Source organism: Amycolatopsis eburnea (assembly GCF_003937945.1).
Lineage (GTDB): Bacteria > Actinomycetota > Actinomycetes > Mycobacteriales > Pseudonocardiaceae > Amycolatopsis > Amycolatopsis eburnea.
Genome location: NZ_RSEC01000036.1, coordinates 1,241,087 through 1,262,330 on the forward strand (window position 1 = coordinate 1,241,087; position 21,244 = coordinate 1,262,330).

The window sequence follows — 21,244 nt, forward strand, 5'->3', positions numbered from 1 at the left end:
TTAGCATCGCCCCCGAGCGTTCAGGGGGGGGCGACGATGAGACTGGTCGCGGGGCGGTACGCGATCTCGGCCGAGCTGGGCCGCGGCGGGATGGGCGTGGTCTGGTGCGCCGAAGACCAGGTGCTCGGGCGCCCGGTCGCGTTGAAGGAACTGGCCACCCCGCCGGGCACGAACCTCGAACGCGTCATGCGCGAAGCCCGGACAGCGGGGCGGCTCAACGACCCCGGCGTCGTCACGGTGTACGACGTCGTCAGCGAGCAGGGCGCCACCTTCATCGTGATGGAGCTCGTCGTCGCGCCGACGCTCGCGGACGTCGTGGGCCGCGAAGGGGCGCTGGCGAACGACCGCGTCGCGGCGCTCGGCCTGCAGGTGCTCAGCGCGCTCGAAAGCGCGCACCGGGCCGGCATCGTGCACCGGGACGTCAAGCCCAGCAACATCATGGTGCTGCCCGGCGACCGCGTGAAGCTCGCCGACTTCGGCATCGCGCGGGCGATGGACGACCCGGCCCTGACGCAGACCGGCGGTGTCATGGGGTCGCCCGGCTACATGGCGCCCGAGCTGTTCGCCGGCGCGGGCCCGGCGCCCGCGTCGGACCTCTGGTCGCTCGGCGCGACGCTGTTCCACGCCGCCGAAGGCCGCGCGCCCTTCCAGCGCACCACCACGGCCGCGACGCTGCACGCGATCATGTACGACCAGCCGGTGCTGGAGCGCTGCCGCGGCCCGCTCGCCGACGCCGTCCGCGGCCTGCTCACGCAGTCCACTTCGGACCGGCTGACCGCGTCGGGCGTGCGCGGGCTGCTGGAAACCGCGCGCACGGCGATCACCGACTCGCCGACGCAGGCCGTGGATCCGGCGTCGCTGCCGACCATCGTCTTCGAGCCGGTGACCGCGAAGGTCGCCGCGCCGTCACCGACCACAGTGGACTGGAACCGGCCGCGCCGGAAGCGGCTCCCGCTGGTGCTGGCCGGCGTCGCGGCGGCCGTGGTCGTCGCGCTCGGCGCGATCTTCCTGCTCAAGCCGTCGGCGCAGACCCCGGTGGCGGCCGCGGGGGTGACGTCGGAGCAGGCCGAGCCGTCGCCGTCGAAGACCACCTCGCCCAGCCACAAGAAGTCCTCGGCACCGCCGTCCACGAGCGCGTCCGCGTTGCCGGGCGCGAGTTCGGCCGCCGCCCCGCCGCCGTCGTCGAGCGCGGGGGAGAAGCCGGAGCCGGCCAAGGTGCCGCTGACCCGGTTCCACCACCCCGAAGGCGGCCACTTCAGCGGTACCAAGAAGGTCGGTCCGCCGGCGGGCTTCACCAAGGAGGGCGTCTTCGGTTCGCTCGTCGCGACGGCCGAGCCGGGGACGCGGAAGCTGTTCGCCTGCAAGGTGAAGGACCAGAAGGACTGGTTCAGCTCGACCGACCAGAGCGGCAAGTGCGAGGGCCAGCAGGCACTCGGCCTGCTCGGGTACCTCTACGCCAACCCGCCGTCCTGGGCGGCCGCGCGGGCGCTCTACCGCTGCAATGCGGGTGCGAGCCACTTCGACTCCCTCGACGCCGGCTGCGAGGGCAAGACGAAGGAGTTCCTGATGGGCTACGTCGTCAGCTGAAGCAACACGTCGGCGACCAGTTCGGGCCGCGTGACGAACGGGTGGTGCGCCACCGGCAGCTCGACGACGTCGGTCGCGCGGGCGGCGTGTTCCCGCTGCATCTGCGGCGGCGTCGCGAGATCGTCCCCGCAGACGAGGTAGGTCGACGGCTTGTGGCGCCACGCGGCTTCGGTCGTCCGCTGGCCGAACACGACCTCGTTCTGCGCAGTGAGCCGCGCGGCGGCCGCGGCGTAGGTGGCGTCGTCGAAGTCCTGGGCGAACAGCGGCCGCACGAGCTCCTCCCGGACGCTCGCGGTGCCGTCGCCGTGGCTGACGTGCCGCGGCTCCCCGCCGCCGAAGTCCGCGAGCGCCTCGCCGACGTCCGGCAGGAACGACGTCACGTAGACCAGCCGGTGCACCGCCGGGTGCCGGCCGGCCTGGGTGATCACCATCCCACCGTAGGAGTGTCCGACGAGCAGAACAGGCTCGTCGGACGCGTCGAGCAGCGCGCGGACGGCCGCGGCGTCGTCGAACAGATCACCCCGCGGCTCGGCCTCGCAACTCGGCAGCACGGCCGCTGAACTGCGCAAACCGTGTCGCGCCAGTGCGTCCGCGGCCGGCTGCCACCACCAGGCGCCGTCGCGGACGAAGGCGCCGTGGACGAAGACGATTCGCATGGTGACAAGCTGGCACAACCCACCCGGTCGAGTGACACAGTTCGCGGCGAGCGGACGGGGACTGGACAAACCGAGAGGTGAACACGAAGCTTTCGCGTGTTCTTCCGTGCCTGGCCGACTTCGAGGTCCTCAAAGTGAATGCTGCCTGGGAAGCCGTCTCCCGCGTCGTGGACGAGCCCGCCTGGTACTGGGTGTACGACAAGCTGGGGTTCTGGCCGAGCACCTACGCCCACGCCTGGCCGGGCTTCCGCGAGCCGGCGCCGTCGCGCACCTGGGACCTCTCGCCCGGCGACCTCGACCGCGCGTCGGCCGAGTTCCGCCTCGGCCCGTACGCGGTCGAAGAGCACCAGGTGGCCGCCATCGCGCTGGCCGCGTTCCGCGAGGTCTGCGGCCCGGACGACTGGCTGTGGGCGCTGCACTGGCAGCACCAGTCCTACCGCGTCCGCCCGCACCTGATGACCGAAGGCGCCCGCTGGCCGGTGCCGGCGTTCCCGCGCGCGGACTACCACCTGTTCCTGGCGTCCGACTTCTCGTTCGGCACGCTCGGCCACCCGTGGGAGCGCACGCTGTGCGTCTTCGGCGAGAAGCTGGTGCCGGCGTTCGAGCGCCACGGCGAAGGCGTGCTGACCAACGTCCTGCGCCGCGACGGAAAGCCGTCCGCACTGGCCCGCTGAGCCCTTGCTACCGTTCTGCGGGTGTTCGAATTCCACGGCTGGGTGACCATCCAGGCGACCGCGAGCGGCGACGACGACGCGGCCCTCCTGGAGCGACTGGTCGACCGCGTCCACCGCGCGATCCGCGACGCCGGCGACTTCGACCTGATCGACCTCCGCTGGAGCGGCGGCATGCCGATGCTCCACATCGCGGGCTTCGACAAGCACGGCGGCCGCGGCCTGGAACTGCTCGACCTCTTCACCCGGGTCGGCGAACTGGCGGCGGGCTCGTACGGCCTGCTCCACGTCTGGGACGACCAGGACACCGAGCACGACAACGAGTTCCGCGTCTACCGGATGGCCCGCGGCCAGGTGACCGAACGCGAAGACCCGCACCTGACGCCGGTCGCCCCGACGGTCCTGGACGTCTACGAGCTGTAGCCACTTCGCAACCGCGCCTGAGTAGAACTGCTCAAGACGCCGCGGCCGCCGGACGAGACCGTGGTCACATGACCAAATCCGGCACCACGTCCCCCACCACGACGGCCTTCTACGTCCAGGCGGCGCTTTCGTTCGGCCTGGCGCTCGCCGCGGTCACCGGCGGCATCGCGTACCTCCCGGTCGACGGCTGGGTCCGCGGCTTCCTCGCCCTCGGCATGCTCTACCTGGTCACCTCGACGTTCACGCTCGCCAAGTGCGTCCGGGACAGACAGGACGAGACCTCGGTGGTCTCCCGCGTCGACCAAGCCCGGCTCGAGAAGCTCCTCGCCGAGCACGACCCCTACCAGACCCACGCGGTGTGACAGCGATCACGCGCTCTCGAAAGACTGAAGGCCGCCTCCCGGACGAACCGGGAAGCGGCCTTCGATCTTGAGCGGATGACGGGATTCGAACCCGCGACCCTCACCTTGGCAAGGTGATGCGCTACCAGCTGCGCTACATCCGCACTGCCTTGCTGATGGGAAGACTCTATACCCTCCCCCGAGTGGGCCGAACGCCGGGTCCCCCCATGCCCTGACCCGGTGCTTCGGTGTCACAGCTGGCGTACAAGGGGTGACGACGGCTGATTCCCTCCGTATGGTGTCCCCATTCGACCGAATGGGGAGACCTTCGGGGAGGAGGTGCCGGGCCGGATGACCGAGCTGGGCACGGTGCCGCCACCAGCGGCCTCGGAATCCGACGAGCAGGCACTGCTGCAACGGCTCCGCAACGGCGAAGACGCCGCGTTCGGGGAGCTGTTCGAGCTGCACGCCGCCGCCGTGCGCCGGCTCGCGCAGAGCCTGGCCGCCGACCGGTCCGAGGCCGAGGACATCACCGCGGAGACCTTCTTCCGCGTGCTGCAGGCCCTCCGCCGCGGCGCCGGCCCCCGCGACTACGTCCGCGCCTACCTGCTCACCGTCGCCCGCCGCGTTTCGTGGGAGTGGCACGGCGCCCGCCGGGACGTCCCGGTCTCCGACGACGAACTCACCTTCCGCGCCGGCGCGGGTGCCGACACGCACGCCCGCACCGCGGAGCACACGCTGATCACCACCGCGTTCACCAGCCTGCCGGAGCGCTGGCGGACGGTGCTGTGGCAGACCGAGGTCGAGGGCGAGCAGCCCGCGATGGTCGCGCCGCACTTCGGGCTGAGCGCGAACGCCACCGCGGCGCTGGCCCGCCGGGCGCGCCAGGGGCTGCGCGCGGCGTACCTGCAGGCCCACCTTTCGGTGAACCGCGGGCCGGACTCGTGCCGCGCGGTCGTCGAAAAGCTCGGCGGGTTCACCGCGGGCAGCGTCACCGGTGCCGAGGCCGAGCGGATCAAGGCGCACCTGCACGGCTGCGCGTCGTGCCGCGCCACCCAGGACGAGCTCCGCGACGTCTGTTCGTCGCTGCGCGCGCACGCCGGCGTGCTGGTGCTGCTCGTGCCCGCGGCCGCGTCGCTCGGCGGCAGCGGGGTGCTGGCCGGGCTCGGCACGACGATCAAGGGTGTCCTGGTCGGGTCGAAGGTCAAGATCGGGCTCGCGCTGGCGTCGACCGCCGCCGTGGGCGCGGTCGGGGTCGCGGCCGGTCCGGTGCTGTTCGGGCCGACGCCGGTCCAGGACGTCGGGCTGACCGGCGGCGCGCCGGAGCTGGTGGTGGTGCCGCCGACCGAGACGCACCACGAGCCGCCGCCGCAGCCGCAGCCCGATCCCCGGATCGGCATCGGCGTGCTCAACGGCCGCGGCACCGGGGTCGCGGTGCCGATCCGGCCGCGTGCCGCCGGCACCGGGCAGCTCGGCGCGCACGAGGTGCCGCACGTCCCCGCGGGCGACGTCCCGGCCGGGGAGGTGGGCGGCAGCACCGGCGGCGACGGCGTAACCCCGCGCGAAGACCTCACGTCCTCGACGTTCAGCACGCCCGACCACCCGGCGACGTCGCCGCGGCTCGACACGACGACGACCCCGAACCTGACGATGACCACCGAGTCGAGCGACTCGCCGGAAAGCGCCGACGCACCCGAGCTGTCGCCGACCGACGGGTCGACGGAGGCGAAGGGCAGGCCGACGGACACCAGCACGACCGAACCGACGACGACGGTCACGCCGACGTCCGGGAAACCGTGCCCGAGCAGCACGTCCGAAGTCACTGGTTCGAGCGAATCCGCCGAACCGGCGCCGACCGGCTCCGAACAGCGGTGATCCACTTCGCCGGGTGGGATGTCCGATTCCTCCCTCGCGCGTTCGCGGCCGCGCACGGTACCGTTGTGCTGCTCACCCTGCGGGCGGCCCTGGAGGCAACTGAATGAACCGGCTGGTGCGCGGCGAAGACGGCCGCGACTGGGTGGTCCGTGCCCAGATGGAATGGCGTGCGCCGGCGACGGCCGACGACTTCGAGCACGACGTCGCGGGCAGTTACGGCCCCGGCATCGCGATGATCGTGGTGACCGCGCTGCTGGCCGTCATCCTCGTCGTGTGGACGCCGGACCAGGTCAACATCCCCGCGTGGGTGCTGCTCGCGCTGCTGCTCGTGATCCTGTTCTTCCCCCTGCGGTGGATCCTGCGCCGGCCGTGGACGGTCGTCGCGGAGACCGAGGGCGACGTGACCGGCGACCGGCCGTCCGAGCGCTGGGTCGGCACCATCCGCGGCATGTTCACCGTGCAGGGCGAGGTCAAGAAGATCTCCAAGACCATCCAGCGGCACTCGCTGCCGGACTTCGACGGGCCGCTGCACCCGGTCGAATAGCCAGTACCGGAATTCGGCCGAAGGGGTGAAACTGGGGACATGCCCGAGCTACCCGAGGTCGAAGCGCTGGCCCACCACCTGCGCGAGAACGCGGTCGGCCAGACGATCTTCCGCATCGATGTCGCATCGCTGAGCGTGCTGAAGACGGCGACCCCGCCGTGGACCGAAATGCACGGCCGCGAGATCACCGGCGCGACCCGGCACGGCAAGCACCTCGACGTCGTCGCCGGCGACCTGCACCTGGTCGTCCACCTGGCGCGCGCGGGCTGGCTGCGCTGGTCCGACGGCCTCGCCGCGGCGCCGCTGAAGCCCGGCAAGGGCCCGATCTCGCTGCGCGTGCACCTCGAGTCCGCGACCGGGCCCGGGTTCGACCTCACCGAAGCGGGCACGAAGAAGGGCCTCGCGGTGTGGATCGTCAAGGACCCGCAGGAGATCGCGAGCGTGGCACGCCTCGGCCCGGACGCCCTCTCGCTGGACGCGACCCAGCTGCGTGAGCTGTTCGCGGGCAAGAACACCCGCTTGAAGTGGGCGCTCACCGACCAGTCGCTCATCGCCGGGATCGGCAACGCGTACTCCGACGAGATCATGCACCGCGCGAAGCTCTCGCCGTACGCGACGATCGGCAAGCTCGACGACGGCGCACTGGAAACCCTCGCCGAGGCGATCGTCGAAATCGAGTCCGACGCCGTCAACCGCTCGGTCGGCCAGAAAGCCGCGCGGCTGAAGGGCGAGAAGCGCTCAGGCCTGCGGGTCCACGCCCGCACCGGCCTGCCCTGCCCGGTCTGCGGCGACACGATCCGCGAGATCTCCTTCGCCGACAAGTCGTTCCAGTACTGCCCGACCTGCCAGACCGGCGGCAAGCCGCTCGCCGACCGCCGCATGTCGCGGCTCCTCAAGTAGCAGATTCGCCCGTTCGGCCGCAGGTGCTGCGCCGCGCGTCGCCGAGCGCGGGGTCGTCGGCGGCGAAACCGCGTCCTTCCTGCTGCTTTCGCCGGAAGGGGTGGAACAGGCGACGCCTCCCGCGTGTTGCGGACAGTGACCATGAGGGCCTGGATCCGACTCTCGGTAGGGTCGTATCAACCCTCGGTCAGCACAGTTGGACAGAAAGTGGGAACAGGCCTTGCACCCGGTTGGTCGAGCGCAGAGCATGGACGCCGTGTCCGGGTTTCCGCTTGCGCAGATCATTCCCTGGGGTGTCGCGGCAGTCCTCCTCGTCGTGGTGATCGTGCTGCTCGTGAAACAGCGCAAGCCGGCCAGCGTGGTGGAAGACGCCATGCTGCAGGCCGTGCACCGGATGTCGAAGGCGGCGCCGAACCTCCGCTCCGGCCTGGACGAAGACGCCGCCGACAAGATCACCACGCAGCTGCTGCAGATGCTCGACTGCGTGGCCGTCGGCATCACCGACTGCGAAGGCACGCTGCTGTCCTGGGACGGGGAGGCGAACGAGCACTACGTCGACCTCGTCGACGCGATCGGCGCGGCCATCCGCAAGCACCGCCGCGAGGTCGTGGCCCACGACCGGATGCCGTGCAACCACCGCGGCACCTGCCGGATGAAGACGGCGGTCATCGTGCCGCTGCTGGTCGAGGGCGAGACCGAGGCGGCGCTGATCGTCGTCGGCCGGACCCGCGGGCGCCTGGTGCAGATGGCCGACGCGGTCGCGCAGTTCGTCTGCACGCAGTTCGAGCTGTCCCGGCTCGACGAGTCGAAGCAGCAGCTCCAGCAGGCGGAGATCAAGGCGCTGCGCGCGCAGATCTCGCCGCACTTCGTCTACAACGCGCTGAACACGATCTCCGCGCTGATCCGCACGGACCCCGAAGAGGCGCGAGAGCTGCTTCAGGACTTCGCCGACTTCACGCGCTACTCGTTCCGTTCGTCGGGCATGTTCACCTCGCTCGCCGAGGAGCTGCGCAACATCGACCGCTACCTGACCATCGAGAACGCCCGCTTCGGCGGCCGGCTCGAGGTGCGGATGAAGATCGCGCCCGAGGTGCTCAGCGTCGTCGTGCCGTTCCTGATCATCCAGCCGCTGGTGGAGAACGCGGTCAAGCACGGACTGGCCAGCAAGCCCAGCGGCGGCTGCGTCACGGTGATCGCGCAGGACCACGGCGCCGAGGCGCTGATCAGCGTCGAGGACGACGGGATCGGCATGGACCCGCGGCGGCTCAACGACGTCAAGAACGCGCACAGCACCGGCGCGCACGTCGGGCTCGGCAACATCAGCCAGCGCATGCAGCAGGTGTTCGGCAACGACTACGCGGTGATGGTCGAGACCGCGCCCGGCGCCGGCATGAAGGTGACGCTGCGGGTGCCGAAGTTCGTCCCGGGCGTCCGCCCGAACATGCCGGACTACAGCTCCGAGGAGGCCGACGTCCCGGCGCAGAGCGGGCCGGCCCAGCTGAACGGCGCCGACGTGTCCGGGGTGAACGGTTCGCGCTCCGGCATCCTCCCCATGGGCTGAGTCCCGGCTAGCCTGGCTTCATGAGCGTTACGGACAAGCTGGCTTCGCGGATCCCGGTGCTCGCCGACCGGGTCGAGCGCAAGGACGTCGTGGCCGTGGTCAAGCTGCACGGCGTGATCACGCCGTCGCCGTCCCCGCTGGCCAGGGGCGCGATCAACCTGAGCGCGGTCGAATCGGCCCTGACCAGGGCGTTCGGCCACGAGCGGCTGAAGGCGGTCGCGCTGCTGGTGAACTCGCCCGGTGGCGCGCCGACGCAGTCCGGGCTGGTCGCCGAGCGCATCCGCCAGCTGGCAGACGAGAAGAAGGTGCCGGTACTGGCGTTCTGCGAAGACGTCGCCGCGTCCGGCGGATACTGGCTGGCCTGCGCGGCCGACGAGATCTACGCCCACCGCACCTCCATGGTCGGCTCGATCGGCGTGATCAGCGGCGGCTTCGGCTTCACGGGCCTGCTGGAACGCTTCGGCATCGAGCGCCGCCTGCACACCGCGGGCGCCAACAAGTCGCGCCTCGACCCGTTCTCGCCGGAGAAGCCGGAAGACGTCGAGTGGCTGAAGAAGATGCACACCCAGCTCCACGACCTGTTCGTCAGCTGGGTCAAGGAACGCCGCGGCGACCGCCTGAGCGACGCGGAGGACCTCTTCACCGGCGACGTCTGGCTCGGCGCGAAGGCGCAGGAACTGGGCCTGGTCGACGGCCTCGGCAGCCTCCGCCAGATCGTCACCGAGCGCTTCCCGGACGCGGAGATCTCGGTGGCCGAGCCCAAGCGCCCCCTCCTGGCCCGTCTCGGAGTCGGCGCCCCAGCAGCGGCTTCGGCGGTGCTGGAGGCGGTCACGCAGAAGGCGGCGTGGTCCCGCTTCGGCCTCTGACGAGTGACTTGCGCAGACTTCTGAAAAAGTTCAGAATAGTGCCATGGCCACCGAAGTGCAGTGGAGCGAGTTGCAGCGCGATCCCAAAAGCGTCGCTGCGCTCGCTGACGAGGGCGACGTCCGGGTACGTCGCCGCGACGGTGCTGCCCTGCTGTTGACCAGGGAAGACAGGGCGAACTCGGCGTCGGAAGGATCGGTGGCCGCGGCGCGTGCGCTGCGCAATGTGCTGGCTCACCTGCCACACGACGTCGCGGCGGCGGCCCTTCTTGACGAGTTCCCCTGGGTGGACGTCCTGCCGAAGGCGGAGCAGGCGCAGTTCGTCCACGACTTCGCACGCGCGTTTCAGGCTTCCGCGGAGCTGGGGCAGTGGTCCGTTCTCGCCCAGACGATCACGGAGTGGCGCAGCACCGCGGCCATCCACGCTGATCCGGCACTCGCAGGCAAGCTCAGCGGTCCGATCGACGAGGACTTCGGTCCGGTGCCGGGTCCTACGGACGGCTGAGCGATGCCTGCGAAACGCGGTGACCGCGTCGCGCCGCCCGCGCGACCCGGTGGCTGGGAGGCGCGCTTCGCGACTTCCGAGGCAGCAAAGGGTTGGGAAGCCTTGTGCCAGGCTGCGAGGTCGAACACCTGGGAAGCGTGGATCGTCCTGACTGAACGGCCGACTGCTCCGGAAAACCCAGGGCGGCAGCATCGGCTCCGGCAGGCGCGTCGTCTGGGTGGTCTTGGCGAGCACGGGCCACCCGAAGAACACCGAGTGACAGCTGTCCGGTTTGAGCACTTCCGGGCAAACTTTGTGACCCACATCACCCTTCCCCGGTAACGCCTCTGGCCCCGCACTGAGGCGTCAGGTCTCCTAGTCGACGGGCTTTGTTGCGATCGGCAACAAATCCGGACGACAAGGAGGTCGTACCCGATGCCCCACTCCCGAAGACTCGCCATCGGTGCCGTCGTCGGCGCCGCGCTGATCACCGTGCCCCTCACGCTGAACGCCGAAGCGTCGATCCCGCCGCCCGAATCGGGCTGGACGACCGTCTTCGCCGACGACTTCACCGGCGGCGCGAACACCCTGCCCTCGAGCGCCAACTGGATCATCGACACCGGCCACAGCTACCCCGGCGGGCCCGGCAACTGGGGCACCGGCGAGATCCAGAACTACACGTCGAGCACCGGCAACGTCTCGCAGGACGGCGTCGGCAACCTCCGCATCACGCCGTTGCGCGACGGGTCCGGCAACTGGACGTCGGCGCGGATCGAAACCCAGCGCGCGAACTTCAAGCCGCCGGCGGGCGGGGTCATGCGGATCGAAAGCCGGATCCAGATGCCGAACGTCACCGGCGCCGCCGCGCTCGGGTACTGGCCCGCGTTCTGGGCGCTCGGCGGCCCCTACCGCGGCAACTGGTGGAACTGGCCCGCCATCGGCGAGTTCGACATCATGGAGAATGTCAACGGGATCAACTCCGTCTGGGGCGTGCTGCACTGCGGCGTCAACCCCGGCGGCCCGTGCAACGAGACGACCGGCCTGCCCGCCAACCGCGCGTGCCCCGGCAGCAGCTGCCAGTCGGCCTTCCACACCTACCGCTTCGAATGGGACGCGAGCACCAGCCCGCAGGTGTTCCGCTGGTTCGTCGACGGCCAGCAGTTCCACTCGGTGAGCCAGAACCAGGTCGATGCCACAACCTGGGCGAACATGACCACCCACCAGGGCTACTTCGTGTTGCTGAACGTCGCCATCGGTGGCGCGTTCCCGAACAACAACTCCGGCACCACCACGCCCGGACCGGGGATCGTGCCCGGCCACCCGATGGTCGTCGACTACGTCACCGTCACCACCCGCGGCGGAACCGGTGGCGGCACGACGACCCCGCCGACCACGACGACTCCGCCCACCGGCGGGAGCAGCGCGTACAGCACCATCCAGGCCGAGTCCTTCAGCCAGCAGTCCGGCGTGATCACCGAGGCCACCACGGACTCCGGCGGCGGCCGGAACATCGGCGCGGTGGGCAACGGCGACTGGGCGCTCTACCCGAACGTCGACTTCGGCAGCAGCGCGGCGACCAACTTCCAGGCCCGCGTCGCGTCCGGGGCGGCGGCCGGCGTGAGCGGGCTCGTCGAGGTGCGGCTCGACAGCCGGTCCAACGCGCCCATCGGCAGCTTCGCCGTCGCCAACACGGGCGGCTGGCAGAGCTGGCGGACCGTGCCGGCCAACATCAGCGCGGTCACCGGCGTGCACAACGTCTACCTGACGTTCACGAGCGGCCAGCCCGCGGACTTCGTGAACCTCAACTGGTTCACGTTCGTGCATTGAGACAGGGACCCGCGGGCGGCCGGGCCGTCCGCGGGTCTCCCCACTTCAGGCAGACGGGGGCTGGACATTGCACTCGGCAATGGGCAGGATGCGTTTCACTGTGAGTGCTCACGATGACACCCGGAAACTCGTGGTCCTGGCTGTGGACGACGAGCCGAACGGTCTTGACGAACTCGTCCACTGCCTGCGCAACAGCCCGCACGTGGCGAAGGTGTTCCCGGCGATCGACGCCTCCGAGGCGCTTCGGTTGCTGTCCACCGACGACCCGCGGCTGCGCGAGCGCAAGGACCGCGGCCTGCCGATCGTCGACGCCGTCTTCGCGGACATCGACATGCCCGGCCTGTCCGGCATGGAGATGTCGCGCGTGTTCGCCGCGCTCCGGCCGTCGCCCGCGCTGGTGTTCGTCACCGGGCACGCCGAAGAGGCGGTCAACGCGTTCGACCTCGGCGCGCTCGACTACGTCCTCAAGCCGTACCAGCAGGACCGCCTCGACCGCGCGATCACGCGCGTGATCGACAAGCTGGCCTCCGCGGCGGCGCCCCCGCCCGGCGCGCTGGGCGGCGAGCCGGTGAAGAACGACGACGAGGTCATCCCGGTCGAGCTGGCCGGCACCACCAAGCTCATCCCGCGCTCCTCGGTCCGCTGGGTCGAGGCGCAGGGCGACTACGCGCGGCTGTTCACCACCGAAGGCAGCCACCTGGTCCGCATCCCGCTGGCGCAGCTCGAGGAGCGCTGGGAGAAGGCCGGTTTCGTCCGGATCCACCGGTCGTTCCTCGTCGCGCTGCCGCTGATCACCGAGCTGCGCATGGGCCAGGGCGGCTACCAGGTCGTGATCGGCAACGAGGAGAAGGTGCTCCCGGTGAGCCGGCGGCACACCCGCGCGCTGAAGGACCGGCTGGTCGGTTCGGGCCGGAACGGCTGACCCGGGACCGGTCATGACCGACGACTTCTACGAGCGCCGCGCGAACGGCGTCCGCGAACCGGATCCGACGCTCGGCAGGCGCGCCCGCCAGCGGCCGTTGCCGCAGCCGACCGACCGGGCCGTCGTCGAATCGCTGCCGCCCGCGCCGGAGCCGGAGAAGCCGCCGAAGCCGGAGCACCACGCGAAACCCAAGCGGGAGCGGGTGATCCTCGCCGACCCGCGCCGGGTGGGCGGCACCCTGCGCGCCCGCGTCGAGCTGGAAGAGCAGACCAGCTGGGGGAAGCTGCTCGTCCGCGACCACCTGGTGAAGGTGCAGCTGCGGACGGCGGTCCTGCTGGCCTTGCTGGTCGTCGTCGTGTTCGGCTCGCTGCCGGTGCTGTTCTACCTGGTTCCGGGCTTCTCCCGGGCCAGTCTCGGCGGCATCCCGGTGGCGTGGCTGATCCTCGGCGTGCTGCCGTTCCCGTTCCTGTTCGGCATCGGGATCTGGTACAACCGCCTGGCCGAACGCAACGAACGCGCGTTCGTGGACATGATCGAGAACTAGTTCCGCACCGAGTCGTGCGAGGATTCCCCCCGTGCAGCTGAACCCGTGGGCGTTGACCGGCATCGTGCTGGTCGCCGTGGTGACGTTCTTCATCGGTCACCGCTCCGCGCGGTCCGCCACGAGCACGCACGACTTCCTGGTCGCCCGCCGCACCGTGCGCTCCCGCCGCAACGCCGCCGCGATCTCCGGGGAGTACCTGTCGGCGGCGTCGTTCCTCGGCATCGCCGGGATCGTGCTCAAGGACGGCGCCGACGCGCTGTGGTTCCCGATCGGCTTCACCGCGGGGTACCTCGCCCTGATGCTCTTCGTCGCGGCGCCGCTGCGGCGCTCCGGCGCGTACACGCTGCCGGACTTCGTCGAAATGCGGCTCGGCTCGAAGGGCTTGCGCCGGTTCTCGACGGCGTTCGTCGTGTTCATCGGGATCCTCTACATGGTCCCGCAGCTGCAGGGCGCCGGCCTGACGCTGGCGACGATCCTCCCGGTGCCGGTCTGGACCGGCGCGATCGCGGTGATGGTCGTGGTGGCGTTCAACGTGATCGCCGGCGGCATGCGTGCGATCACCGTGGTCCAGGCCTTCCAGTACTGGCTCAAGCTGTTCGCCATCGCCGTGCCCGCGTTCGTGCTGTGCATGGTCTTCTTCGCCGGTGGCGGCCCGGACGGCTTCCGCCCGCTCGGCGCGGCCGCGCCGCCGGTGTTCACCAGCGACACCACGGTCGACGTGCAGACCGACGTCACGCTGCACGTCACGTCGGACACCTTCCTGTACGCCTACGGCCGCACCGACAACGGCCCGGCCGCCGGGCCGACGCACTGGACCCCGCTGGCCCCGCACACGGTCGCCGAAGGCACCAAGCTGAAGTTCCTGGCCGGCACGCCGGTGCCGGTGGTCAGCGATTCGGTGGCCGAGAACGCGAACTGGCTGCACCCGGCGTCGGGCAGCCTCACCGACCTGCTCCAGACGTACTCGCTGATGTTCGCGACGTTCCTGGGCACGATGGGCCTGCCGCACGTGCTGGTCCGCTTCTACACCAACCCCGACGGCAAGGCCGCGCGCCGCACCACCGTGCACGTCCTGCTGCTGCTGGGCCTGTTCTACCTGTTCCCGACGCTGCTGGGCGCGCTGTCCCGGATGTACGTCCCGGAGCTGCTCGTCACCGGCAAGACGGACGCGGCGATCCTGCGGCTGCCCTCGGCGATCCTGCCGGGGGTCGGCGGGCAGATCCTCGGCGCGGTCACCGCGGCCGGCGCGTTCGCCGCGTTCCTCTCCAGCACGTCCGGGCTGCTGGTGAGCGTCGCCGGGGTGGTGTCGACCGACCTGCTGCCCGGCCGGGTGCGGGACTTCCGCGTGGCGACCGGGCTGGTCGCGCTGTTCCCGATCGGGCTGGCGGTCGCGCTGCGGCCGGAGGACATCTCGCTGTCGATCGGGCTGACGTTCGCGCTCGCGGCGTCGACCTTCAGCCCGCTGCTGGTGCTGGGCATCTGGTGGCGCAAGCTGTCCTGGCCCGGCGCGCTGGCCGGGATGTTCGTCGGCGGCGGCCTGGTGCTGGCCGCGCTCGTCGTCAACGTCGTGAGCGGCTACAGCGGCGGCTGGGCGCCCTGGTTCGTCAACCAGCCCGCGCTGATCACGGTGCCTGCCGCGTTCGTCACGACCTACTTCGTCAGCCGCGCGACCGGCTACGGCCGCCCGGAGCACGTCCACGACATCATGCTGCGGCTGCACGCGCCCGATCCGCTCGGTTTCATGCGGGATCGGGCGGTCGCCAGATTCGGACAAGCCGAAGAAAAGACGCGAATCGCCGGTCGAGGCCGGCACCGCAAGTAAAGCGCTGACAGCGAGTAATAAAGTAATACCCGATCGAGGGATTACGAACTACACGATAGCCCCATACGTTCCGTTGGTTTCTACCGATACCAAATACGGGAAAGTGGGGATTCGCCGTGAGCAGCACCGAGCAAGACGTCGGTGGCGCGGAGCCGCAGACCGACTGGGAGAGGATCCAGGGAAGTCCCGAATTCACGGACCTGCGCCGACGGCTGCGGGTGTTCGTGTTCCCGATGACCGCGCTGTTCCTGCTCTGGTACCTGCTGTACGTGCTCCTCGCGGACTACGCGCACGGCTTCATGAGCACCAAGCTGGTCGGGAACATCACCGTCGGCCTGGTCTTCGGCCTGCTGCAGTTCGTCTCGACGTTCGTCATCACGGGCTTGTACGTGCGCTACGCCAACCGGAAGCTCGACCCGGTCGCCGACGGGATCCGCGCCGAAATCGAAGGGGAACCGCGCCGATGAACCTCGCGGCGGGCGTGGAGGGCAGCAACTCCACCCTCAACATCATCATCTTCCTGGTCTTCGTCGCGATCACGCTGGTGATCGTGTTCCGGGCCAGCCGGAACACGAAGACCGCGTCGGACTACTACGCCGCCGGGCGCGCGTTCACCGGTCCGCAGAACGGCATCGCCATTTCCGGCGACTACCTTTCGGCGGCGTCGTTCCTCGGCATCGCGGGCGCGATCGCGATCAACGGCTACGACGGCTTCCTCTATTCGATCGGCTTCCTCGTGGCGTGGCTCGTCGCCTTGCTGCTGGTCGCGGAACTGCTGCGCAACACCGGCAAGTTCACGATGGGCGACGTGCTCGCGTTCCGCATGAAGCAGACGCCGGTGCGCGCGGCGGCCGCCGTTTCGACGCTGGCGGTCTCGTTCTTCTACCTCTTGGCGCAGATGGCGGGCGCCGGCGGCCTGGTCAACCTGCTGCTGGGTATCGAAGGCGAAGCGGGGCAGGACGTCGTGATCGCCGTCGTCGGCGTGATCATGATCCTGTACGTGCTGATCGGCGGCATGAAGGGCACCACCTGGGTGCAGATCATCAAGGCGGCGCTGCTGATCGTCGGTGCCTTCGCGATGACGCTGTGGGTGCTCGGCAAGTACGGCTTCAACCTGTCGGACCTGTTCCAGGCCGCCGTCGACAAGGGCGGCAAGAGCGGCGCGGCGCTGCTCGACCCGGGCAAGCAGTACGGCAAGACGGGCACGACCAAGCTCGACTTCCTGTCGCTGGGCATCGCGCTGGTCCTCGGCACGGCGGGCCTGCCGCACGTCCTGATGCGCTTCTACACGGTGCCGACCGCCCGCGACGCGCGTCGCTCGGTGGTCTGGGCGATCGTGCTGATCGGCGTGTTCTACCTGTTCACGCTGGTGCTCGGCTACGGCGCGGGTGCGCTCGTCGGGCCGGAGAAGATCTCGAAGGCGCCCGGCACGACGAACTCGGCGGCCCCGCTGCTCGCGCTGGAACTGGGCGGGCCGGTGCTGCTCGGGTTCATCTCCGCGGTCGCGTTCGCGACGATCCTCGCGGTGGTGGCGGGCCTGACGATCACGGCGTCGGCGTCCTTCGCGCACGACGTCTACGCCAACGTGATCAAGAAGGGCCAGATCTCGACCGGCGGCGAGGTGAAGGTCGCCCGGATCACCGCGCTGGTGATCGGTGCGCTGGCCATCGCGGGCGGCATCCTCGCGAAGAGCCAGAACGTGGCGTTCCTGGTGGCGCTCGCGTTCGCCGTGGCGGCGTCGGCGAACCTGCCGACGATCCTGTACTCGCTGTTCTGGAAGCGGTTCAACACCCAGGGTGCGCTCTGGTCGATCTACGGCGGCCTGTTCGTCACGATCGTGCTGATCGTCTTCTCGCCCGCCGTTTCCGGCAAGCCGGTGGACGCCAAGACGGGCAAGAGCGCGTCGATGATCCAGGGCGTCGACTTCCACTGGTTCCCGCTCGACAACCCGGGTCTCGTCTCGATCCCGGCCGCGTTCCTGCTCGGCTGGCTGGGCACGGTCCTGTCGAAGGAGCGCAACGCGAAGAAGTACGCCGAGATGGAGGTGCGCGCGCTGACCGGCGCGGGTGCCGAGAAGGCCGTCCAGCACTGACCGCCGCCGGGGGCGTTGACCTCACGCGCGGGCAACGCCCCCGCATGGCAGCATGGAGATCGTGGTGAGCCCTGCTGAACTGCCGACCGCCGAGGTCCGCGACCTGCCCAAGGACGGCCTCGTGCTGCTCGACGTCCGCGAAGACGACGAGTGGGCCGCCGGCCACGCGCCCGGCGCCGTGCACATCCCGATGGGGGAGCTGCCCGCCCGCGTCGGCGAGCTGACCGACCTGCCCGACGACCAGCCGATCCACGTGATCTGCCGCAGCGGCGGCCGGTCCGCGCGCGCGGCCGCGTGGCTCAACCAGAGCGGCTGGGACGCGGTGAACGTCGCCGGCGGCATGGGCGCGTGGCAGCGCGAAGGCCGGCCGATGGTCGGCGAGCACCCCGGCATCGACCCCGAAGTGATCTAGCCTTGCAGCCGCCTCCGCCTGGGTACTGGCCGCGTCAGGTGCCGCCGCCTTCGGCGCAGCAGCTGCACGGCCGGACGCTGGCCGCCCAGCCGGAGCCGTACCCGTACCACCACCGTCCGGCGTACCGGCCGAAGCTGCGCTGGGTGGCCACCCCGCCGCCGGGCGCGTGGCCGCGCCGCCGCGTGACGCCGCCCGAGCGGTACTACGGCCCGCCGTCGTACCCGGTCCCGCCGCGCTGGGGCTTCCCGAACCTGGTCTGGCGCCGCCCGACGTCGGTGCCCGGCACGGCGTCCGACGAGATCCGCCCGATCGATCGTATGCCGGTGCTCAGCCGCAGCCTGGTCGCCGTCCTGTTCGGGTTCGCCGCGCTCGCCGTGGTCGCCGCCGGCGCGGAGATCTGGCGGTACGTGCTGCTCGTGCTGGGCCGGGACGCCGCGCTGTCCCGCTCGGTGGTGGCGTTCTCCGACGGGTTCGTGCTCACCGCGGGCCTGCTGGCCTCGATCCTCGCGCTGCTGCCCGCCGGCCTGTCGCTGTGGTGGCTGCTGGTCGCTCGCCAGGCGGCCGCCGACGTCTCGGGCGACGACCCGCCGCGCCCGGTGTGGCAGGTGCTCGTCGGCGTCCTCGTGCCGATCGCGAACCTGCCGATGGCGCTTTCGATCGTCGGCGAGCTGGAGCACGCCGTGCTGAGCCGCCCGCGTGACGTCCGCCCGAAGCCGTCTCGCCAGGTCGTGGTGTGGTGGGGCGCCTGGCTCCTGAACTGGGTGTTGCTCGGCGGTTCGATCGTCTGGCGCTTCCGCGGCGACGTGCAGTCGATGGCCGACAGCGTCGTGCTGGTCGCGCTGACCGACCTGGCCGCGGCCGCGCTCGCCGTGCTGACCGCGCTGGTCGTCCGGCGGTTCTCGGCCCTGCTCGCGCCCTCGGACGCACGGGCCGTGCGCTCGATGCGCGTGCTCAAGGTGGCCGGCGCCCCGGAGCCCGAGCTGCGGACCGCGCGGCCGGCCGGAGCCGCCCGCTAGTAGCCGCCGAAGGCCGGTTCCAGCTGGTCGAAGGCCTGTTCGGCGACCGGCCACAGCTCGTCGGCGATCGCTTCGCCGTTCTCCAGCGTCCGGTCGAAGACCTCCTGGAAGAGCACCCGCAGCACGGCCGTGAGGTGCGCCGCGGCGAGCACCGGGGGCAGGCCCTGTTCGGGGTGCCGCCGGACCAGCAGGTCGGCGAGGTTCTCTTCGCGCTCGCGGTGCATCTCGTGCAGCGCGTTCGTCAGGACCGGGCTCTCCTTGACCATCCGCACGAAACCCGGCCCGGAGAAGCCGACCAGTGCGTGCTTGGCGCCCAGCGCCTCGAAGTAGAGCTCGCGGGTGTCGTGGAAGGCGCTGTCGCGGATCAGCGACGCCGGCCACGCCGTGAAGTCCGCGCGGATGTCGAAGACCAGGTCTTCCTTGCGCGGGAAGTGGTTCGTGACGGTCATCTTGGCCACGCGCGCCTCGGTGGCGATCTCGGCGATCGTCACGTCCTCGAAGCCGTTGCGGATGAACAGCCGCGTGGCCACGTCCGAGATGGTCTTCCTGGTCTCGTGCTTCTTCTGGGCACGGAGTCCCTCGCTCATGCCCGTCACCCTACTGGGTCGGACCCAAGATTGTGCTTGACCCAGTGAGTGGGTCGGACCTAATCTGAGGTTCGACCTAATCTTCCGGGGGTGGATGTGACAACGGCGGTGGCTCGTCCCGACGCGGCGCTGTGGCGGCTCGGGGGCGTCCTGATCATGGGCGCGGTGCTGTCGATCCTGGACGCGACGATCGTGACCGTCGGGATCGACTCGATCGCCCGTGACCTGGACAGCCCGCTGACCACGGTGCAGTGGGTGGCGAGCGCGTACCTGCTGGCGGCGTCGGTGGCGATCCCGCTGTCGGGCTGGCTGACCGACCGCTTCGGCGGCCGCGCGGTGTGGCTGACCGCGGTCGCGCTCTTCACGGCGGGCACGCTGCTGTGCGGCTTCGCCTGGTCGGCTCCGGCGCTGATCGCGTTCCGGGTGCTCCACGGCCTGGGCGGCGGGCTCATGCAGCCGGTCGGCCAGGCGGTGTTCGCGCAGGCGGCGGGCCCGGCGCTGGGCCGGATGATCGGCGTGATCACCCTGCCGGCGACGGTGGCCCCGGTACTGGGCCCGATGCTCGGCGGCGCGCTGGTGGCGGACTTCGGCTGGCGCTGGATGTTCTTCGGCATCGTCCCGCTGGGCGTGGCGACGTTCCTGTTCGCCCGCCGCCTCCTCCCGGCCCCCGAGCCCGGCGGCGTCCGCGCGCCGCTCGACGTCGTCGGGATCGCGCTGCTGTCACCGGGGCTGGGCGCGCTCGTCTACGGCTTGTCCGAGGGCGTCCTGGTGGCCACGGTGGTGGGAGTGGTGCTGCTGCTGGCGTACGGCGTGCACGCGTCGCGGACGCCGTCGCCGGTGCTGGACCTGACGCTGTTCCGGAACCGCGGGTTCGCGGTGGCGAGCGCGAGCACGTTCCTGCTCGGGGCGTCGCTGTACAGCTCGATGCTGCTGCTCCCGCTGTACTACCAGCAGGTCGAGCAGGCGAGCGCGTTGCGCGCCGGCCTGCTGCTGGCACCCCAGGCCCTGGGCTCGGCGGCGGTGATGCTCGCGGGCGGCCGGCTCTTGGCTCGCTTCGGCCCCCGCCGGATGATGCTGGCCGGCATCGCGCTGTCGGTGCTGGGCACGATCACGTTCACCCAGCTCGGCTCCGAGCCGAGCGGTCTGCTCCTGACGCTGTCCCTCTTGATCCGCGGCGCCGGCCTCGGCGCGGCGACGACCCCGGGCATGACAACGCTGTACGGCTCGCTGGAGCGGTCTCGCATCCCCCGCGCGGCAAGCGCGTTCAACGTGGTCAACCGCATCGGCGGTTCCCTCGGCACGGCCTTGCTGGCCGCGATCCTGCACCACGCGCTGAGCGCGTCGCCGCCCCCGACGGCGTTCGGCACGACGTTCACCTGGGCCCTGGCGCTGTCGGCCCTGACCCTGATCCCCGCAGCCTTCTTCCCCCAGAGGAGCCCCCGATGACCCTCCGCCTGCTGAGCGTCCACGCCCACCCCGACGACGAGTCCAGCAAGGGCGCGGCCACCTTGGCCCGCTACGCCGCCGAAGGCGTCGACGTCCTGGTAGCCACGTGCACCGGCGGCGAGCGCGGCGACATCCTGAACCCAGCCGTCGACACGGCGGAGAACCGCGCGAACCTCCCAGCGATCCGCCGCCGCGAAATGGCGGCCGCGGCGGAGATCCTCGGCGTCCGCCACCGCTTCCTCGGCCTGACCGACTCCGGCCTCCCCGCCGCCGGCGACCCACCACCCGCAGGCTCCTTCGCGGCGCTGCCGCTGGCCGAGGCGGCGGCCCCGCTGGTCGCGTTGATCCGCGAGTTCCGCCCCCACGTCCTGATCACGTACGACGAAACGGGCGGCTACCCCCACCCGGACCACATCCGCACCCACGAGGTGACAGTCGAAGCCTTCTCCGCGGCTGCCGACCCTGCCCGCTACCCGGGCACGGGAGCCCCGTGGCAGCCGCAGAAGCTGTACTACCAGGCCACCCTGAGCCGAGCGTGGTTCCTGGCCCTCCACGAAGCCACCCTGGCCGCCGGCCTGGAGTCCCCGATGACCGAGGTCCTGGCCGAACTCACCCCATGACCACCGCCCCCGCCCCGACCTTCCCGCGTGGCCCCCCGCGCCCAGCCCCCA

General features: G+C 70.8%; 21 protein-coding genes, 1 tRNA gene and 1 pseudogene. 20 read left to right on the forward strand and 3 right to left on the reverse strand.

Annotated elements, in window-relative coordinates; genetic code table 11:
- The first annotated feature begins 36 nt into the window (after positions 1 to 36).
- On the forward strand, positions 37 to 1,587 hold the full coding sequence (locus EIY87_RS18625) for a serine/threonine-protein kinase (protein ID WP_125309577.1): 1,551 nt from the start codon (positions 37 to 39) through the stop codon (positions 1,585 to 1,587).
- On the opposite strand, the gene EIY87_RS18630 is transcribed toward EIY87_RS18625, so the two are convergent.
- Complete coding sequence (locus EIY87_RS18630; protein WP_125309579.1) at positions 1,572 to 2,243, reverse strand: alpha/beta hydrolase; 672 nt, start codon at positions 2,241 to 2,243, stop codon at positions 1,572 to 1,574. The two genes, EIY87_RS18625 and EIY87_RS18630, sit on opposite strands and share 16 nt — an antisense overlap.
- Before the next feature lie 134 nt (positions 2,244 to 2,377).
- Between EIY87_RS18630 and EIY87_RS18635 the strand changes: the two genes are divergently transcribed.
- From EIY87_RS18635 to EIY87_RS18645, 3 genes are all read left to right on the forward strand, one after another.
- Positions 2,378 to 2,917 (forward strand): DUF2716 domain-containing protein, encoded by a 540-nt coding sequence (locus EIY87_RS18635; RefSeq protein WP_163046865.1) that lies wholly within the window; start codon positions 2,378 to 2,380, stop codon positions 2,915 to 2,917.
- A gap of 21 nt (positions 2,918 to 2,938) precedes the next feature.
- Positions 2,939 to 3,337 (forward strand): immunity 7 family protein, encoded by a 399-nt coding sequence (locus tag EIY87_RS18640; protein ID WP_125309581.1) that lies wholly within the window; start codon positions 2,939 to 2,941, stop codon positions 3,335 to 3,337.
- Positions 3,338 to 3,405: 68 nt separating this feature from the next.
- A complete protein-coding gene (locus EIY87_RS18645; protein WP_125309583.1) occupies positions 3,406 to 3,699 on the forward strand; it encodes a YiaA/YiaB family inner membrane protein in 294 nt (97 codons plus the stop codon).
- A 70-nt stretch (positions 3,700 to 3,769) separates the two neighbouring features.
- Here EIY87_RS18645 and EIY87_RS18650 read toward each other — a convergent pair.
- Positions 3,770 to 3,842 (reverse strand) — tRNA-Gly (locus EIY87_RS18650).
- Between the two features lie 187 nt (positions 3,843 to 4,029).
- Here EIY87_RS18650 and EIY87_RS18655 point away from each other — a divergent pair.
- The 14 genes from EIY87_RS18655 (at position 4,030) to EIY87_RS18725 (ending at position 18,540) form a co-directional block, all read left to right on the forward strand.
- Positions 4,030 to 5,553, forward strand: coding sequence for a sigma-70 family RNA polymerase sigma factor (locus EIY87_RS18655; protein WP_125309585.1), 1,524 nt, complete (start codon positions 4,030 to 4,032; stop codon positions 5,551 to 5,553).
- Between the two features lie 103 nt (positions 5,554 to 5,656).
- Positions 5,657 to 6,097, forward strand: a complete 441-nt coding sequence (locus EIY87_RS18660; protein ID WP_086858118.1) for a DUF983 domain-containing protein — start codon at positions 5,657 to 5,659, stop codon at positions 6,095 to 6,097.
- A 39-nt stretch (positions 6,098 to 6,136) separates the two neighbouring features.
- A complete protein-coding gene (locus EIY87_RS18665; protein ID WP_125309587.1) occupies positions 6,137 to 6,997 on the forward strand; it encodes an Fpg/Nei family DNA glycosylase in 861 nt (286 codons plus the stop codon).
- 247 nt (positions 6,998 to 7,244) lie between these two features.
- A complete protein-coding gene (locus EIY87_RS18670; protein ID WP_125309589.1) occupies positions 7,245 to 8,558 on the forward strand; it encodes a histidine kinase in 1,314 nt (437 codons plus the stop codon).
- Between the two features lie 20 nt (positions 8,559 to 8,578).
- Positions 8,579 to 9,424 carry a S49 family peptidase gene (locus tag EIY87_RS18675; RefSeq protein ID WP_125309591.1) on the forward strand — a complete coding sequence of 282 codons (846 nt, stop codon included), beginning with the start codon at positions 8,579 to 8,581 and terminating at the stop codon, positions 9,422 to 9,424.
- A gap of 43 nt (positions 9,425 to 9,467) precedes the next feature.
- Complete coding sequence (locus EIY87_RS18680) at positions 9,468 to 9,926, forward strand: hypothetical protein (protein ID WP_125309593.1); 459 nt, start codon at positions 9,468 to 9,470, stop codon at positions 9,924 to 9,926.
- A gap of 414 nt (positions 9,927 to 10,340) precedes the next feature.
- Positions 10,341 to 11,732 (forward strand): glycoside hydrolase family 16 protein, encoded by a 1,392-nt coding sequence (locus EIY87_RS18690; RefSeq protein WP_125309595.1) that lies wholly within the window; start codon positions 10,341 to 10,343, stop codon positions 11,730 to 11,732.
- Positions 11,733 to 11,820: 88 nt separating this feature from the next.
- Positions 11,821 to 12,654 (forward strand): LytR/AlgR family response regulator transcription factor, encoded by an 834-nt coding sequence (locus EIY87_RS18695; protein ID WP_163046789.1) that lies wholly within the window; start codon positions 11,821 to 11,823, stop codon positions 12,652 to 12,654.
- 13 nt (positions 12,655 to 12,667) lie between these two features.
- Positions 12,668 to 13,198 carry a hypothetical protein gene (locus EIY87_RS18700; RefSeq protein ID WP_125309597.1) on the forward strand — a complete coding sequence of 177 codons (531 nt, stop codon included), beginning with the start codon at positions 12,668 to 12,670 and terminating at the stop codon, positions 13,196 to 13,198.
- Positions 13,199 to 13,229: 31 nt separating this feature from the next.
- Positions 13,230 to 15,020, forward strand: a complete 1,791-nt coding sequence (locus EIY87_RS18705; protein WP_125309599.1) for a sodium/solute symporter — start codon at positions 13,230 to 13,232, stop codon at positions 15,018 to 15,020.
- 116 nt (positions 15,021 to 15,136) lie between these two features.
- Positions 15,137 to 15,487, forward strand: a complete 351-nt coding sequence (locus tag EIY87_RS18710) for a DUF485 domain-containing protein (RefSeq protein ID WP_125309601.1) — start codon at positions 15,137 to 15,139, stop codon at positions 15,485 to 15,487.
- Positions 15,484 to 17,112, forward strand: coding sequence for a solute symporter family protein (locus EIY87_RS18715; protein ID WP_125309603.1), 1,629 nt, complete (start codon positions 15,484 to 15,486; stop codon positions 17,110 to 17,112). Before EIY87_RS18710 ends, EIY87_RS18715 begins: the two co-directional genes overlap by 4 nt.
- Positions 17,113 to 17,164: 52 nt before the next feature.
- Positions 17,165 to 17,524 carry a rhodanese-like domain-containing protein gene (locus EIY87_RS18720; protein WP_086858109.1) on the forward strand — a complete coding sequence of 120 codons (360 nt, stop codon included), beginning with the start codon at positions 17,165 to 17,167 and terminating at the stop codon, positions 17,522 to 17,524.
- A gap of 38 nt (positions 17,525 to 17,562) precedes the next feature.
- The gene (locus EIY87_RS18725; RefSeq protein ID WP_404800054.1) at positions 17,563 to 18,540 is read left to right on the forward strand and encodes a DUF4328 domain-containing protein; all 978 of its coding nucleotides are present in this window, start codon (positions 17,563 to 17,565) and stop codon (positions 18,538 to 18,540) included.
- Here the strand turns inward: EIY87_RS18725 and EIY87_RS18730 are convergent.
- Positions 18,537 to 19,127 carry a TetR/AcrR family transcriptional regulator gene (locus EIY87_RS18730; protein WP_125309607.1) on the reverse strand — a complete coding sequence of 197 codons (591 nt, stop codon included), beginning with the start codon at positions 19,125 to 19,127 and terminating at the stop codon, positions 18,537 to 18,539. The two genes, EIY87_RS18725 and EIY87_RS18730, sit on opposite strands and share 4 nt — an antisense overlap.
- A gap of 90 nt (positions 19,128 to 19,217) precedes the next feature.
- On the opposite strand from EIY87_RS18730, the gene EIY87_RS18735 reads away from it, so the two are divergent.
- The gene (locus EIY87_RS18735; RefSeq protein WP_125309609.1) at positions 19,218 to 20,573 is read left to right on the forward strand and encodes an MDR family MFS transporter; all 1,356 of its coding nucleotides are present in this window, start codon (positions 19,218 to 19,220) and stop codon (positions 20,571 to 20,573) included.
- Positions 20,570 to 21,190 (forward strand): annotated as a pseudogene (mca, locus tag EIY87_RS18740) (mycothiol conjugate amidase Mca); the annotation flags it as partial. The gene EIY87_RS18735 and the pseudogene mca, both read left to right, overlap by 4 nt.
- Between the last annotated feature and the right edge of the window lie 54 nt (positions 21,191 to 21,244).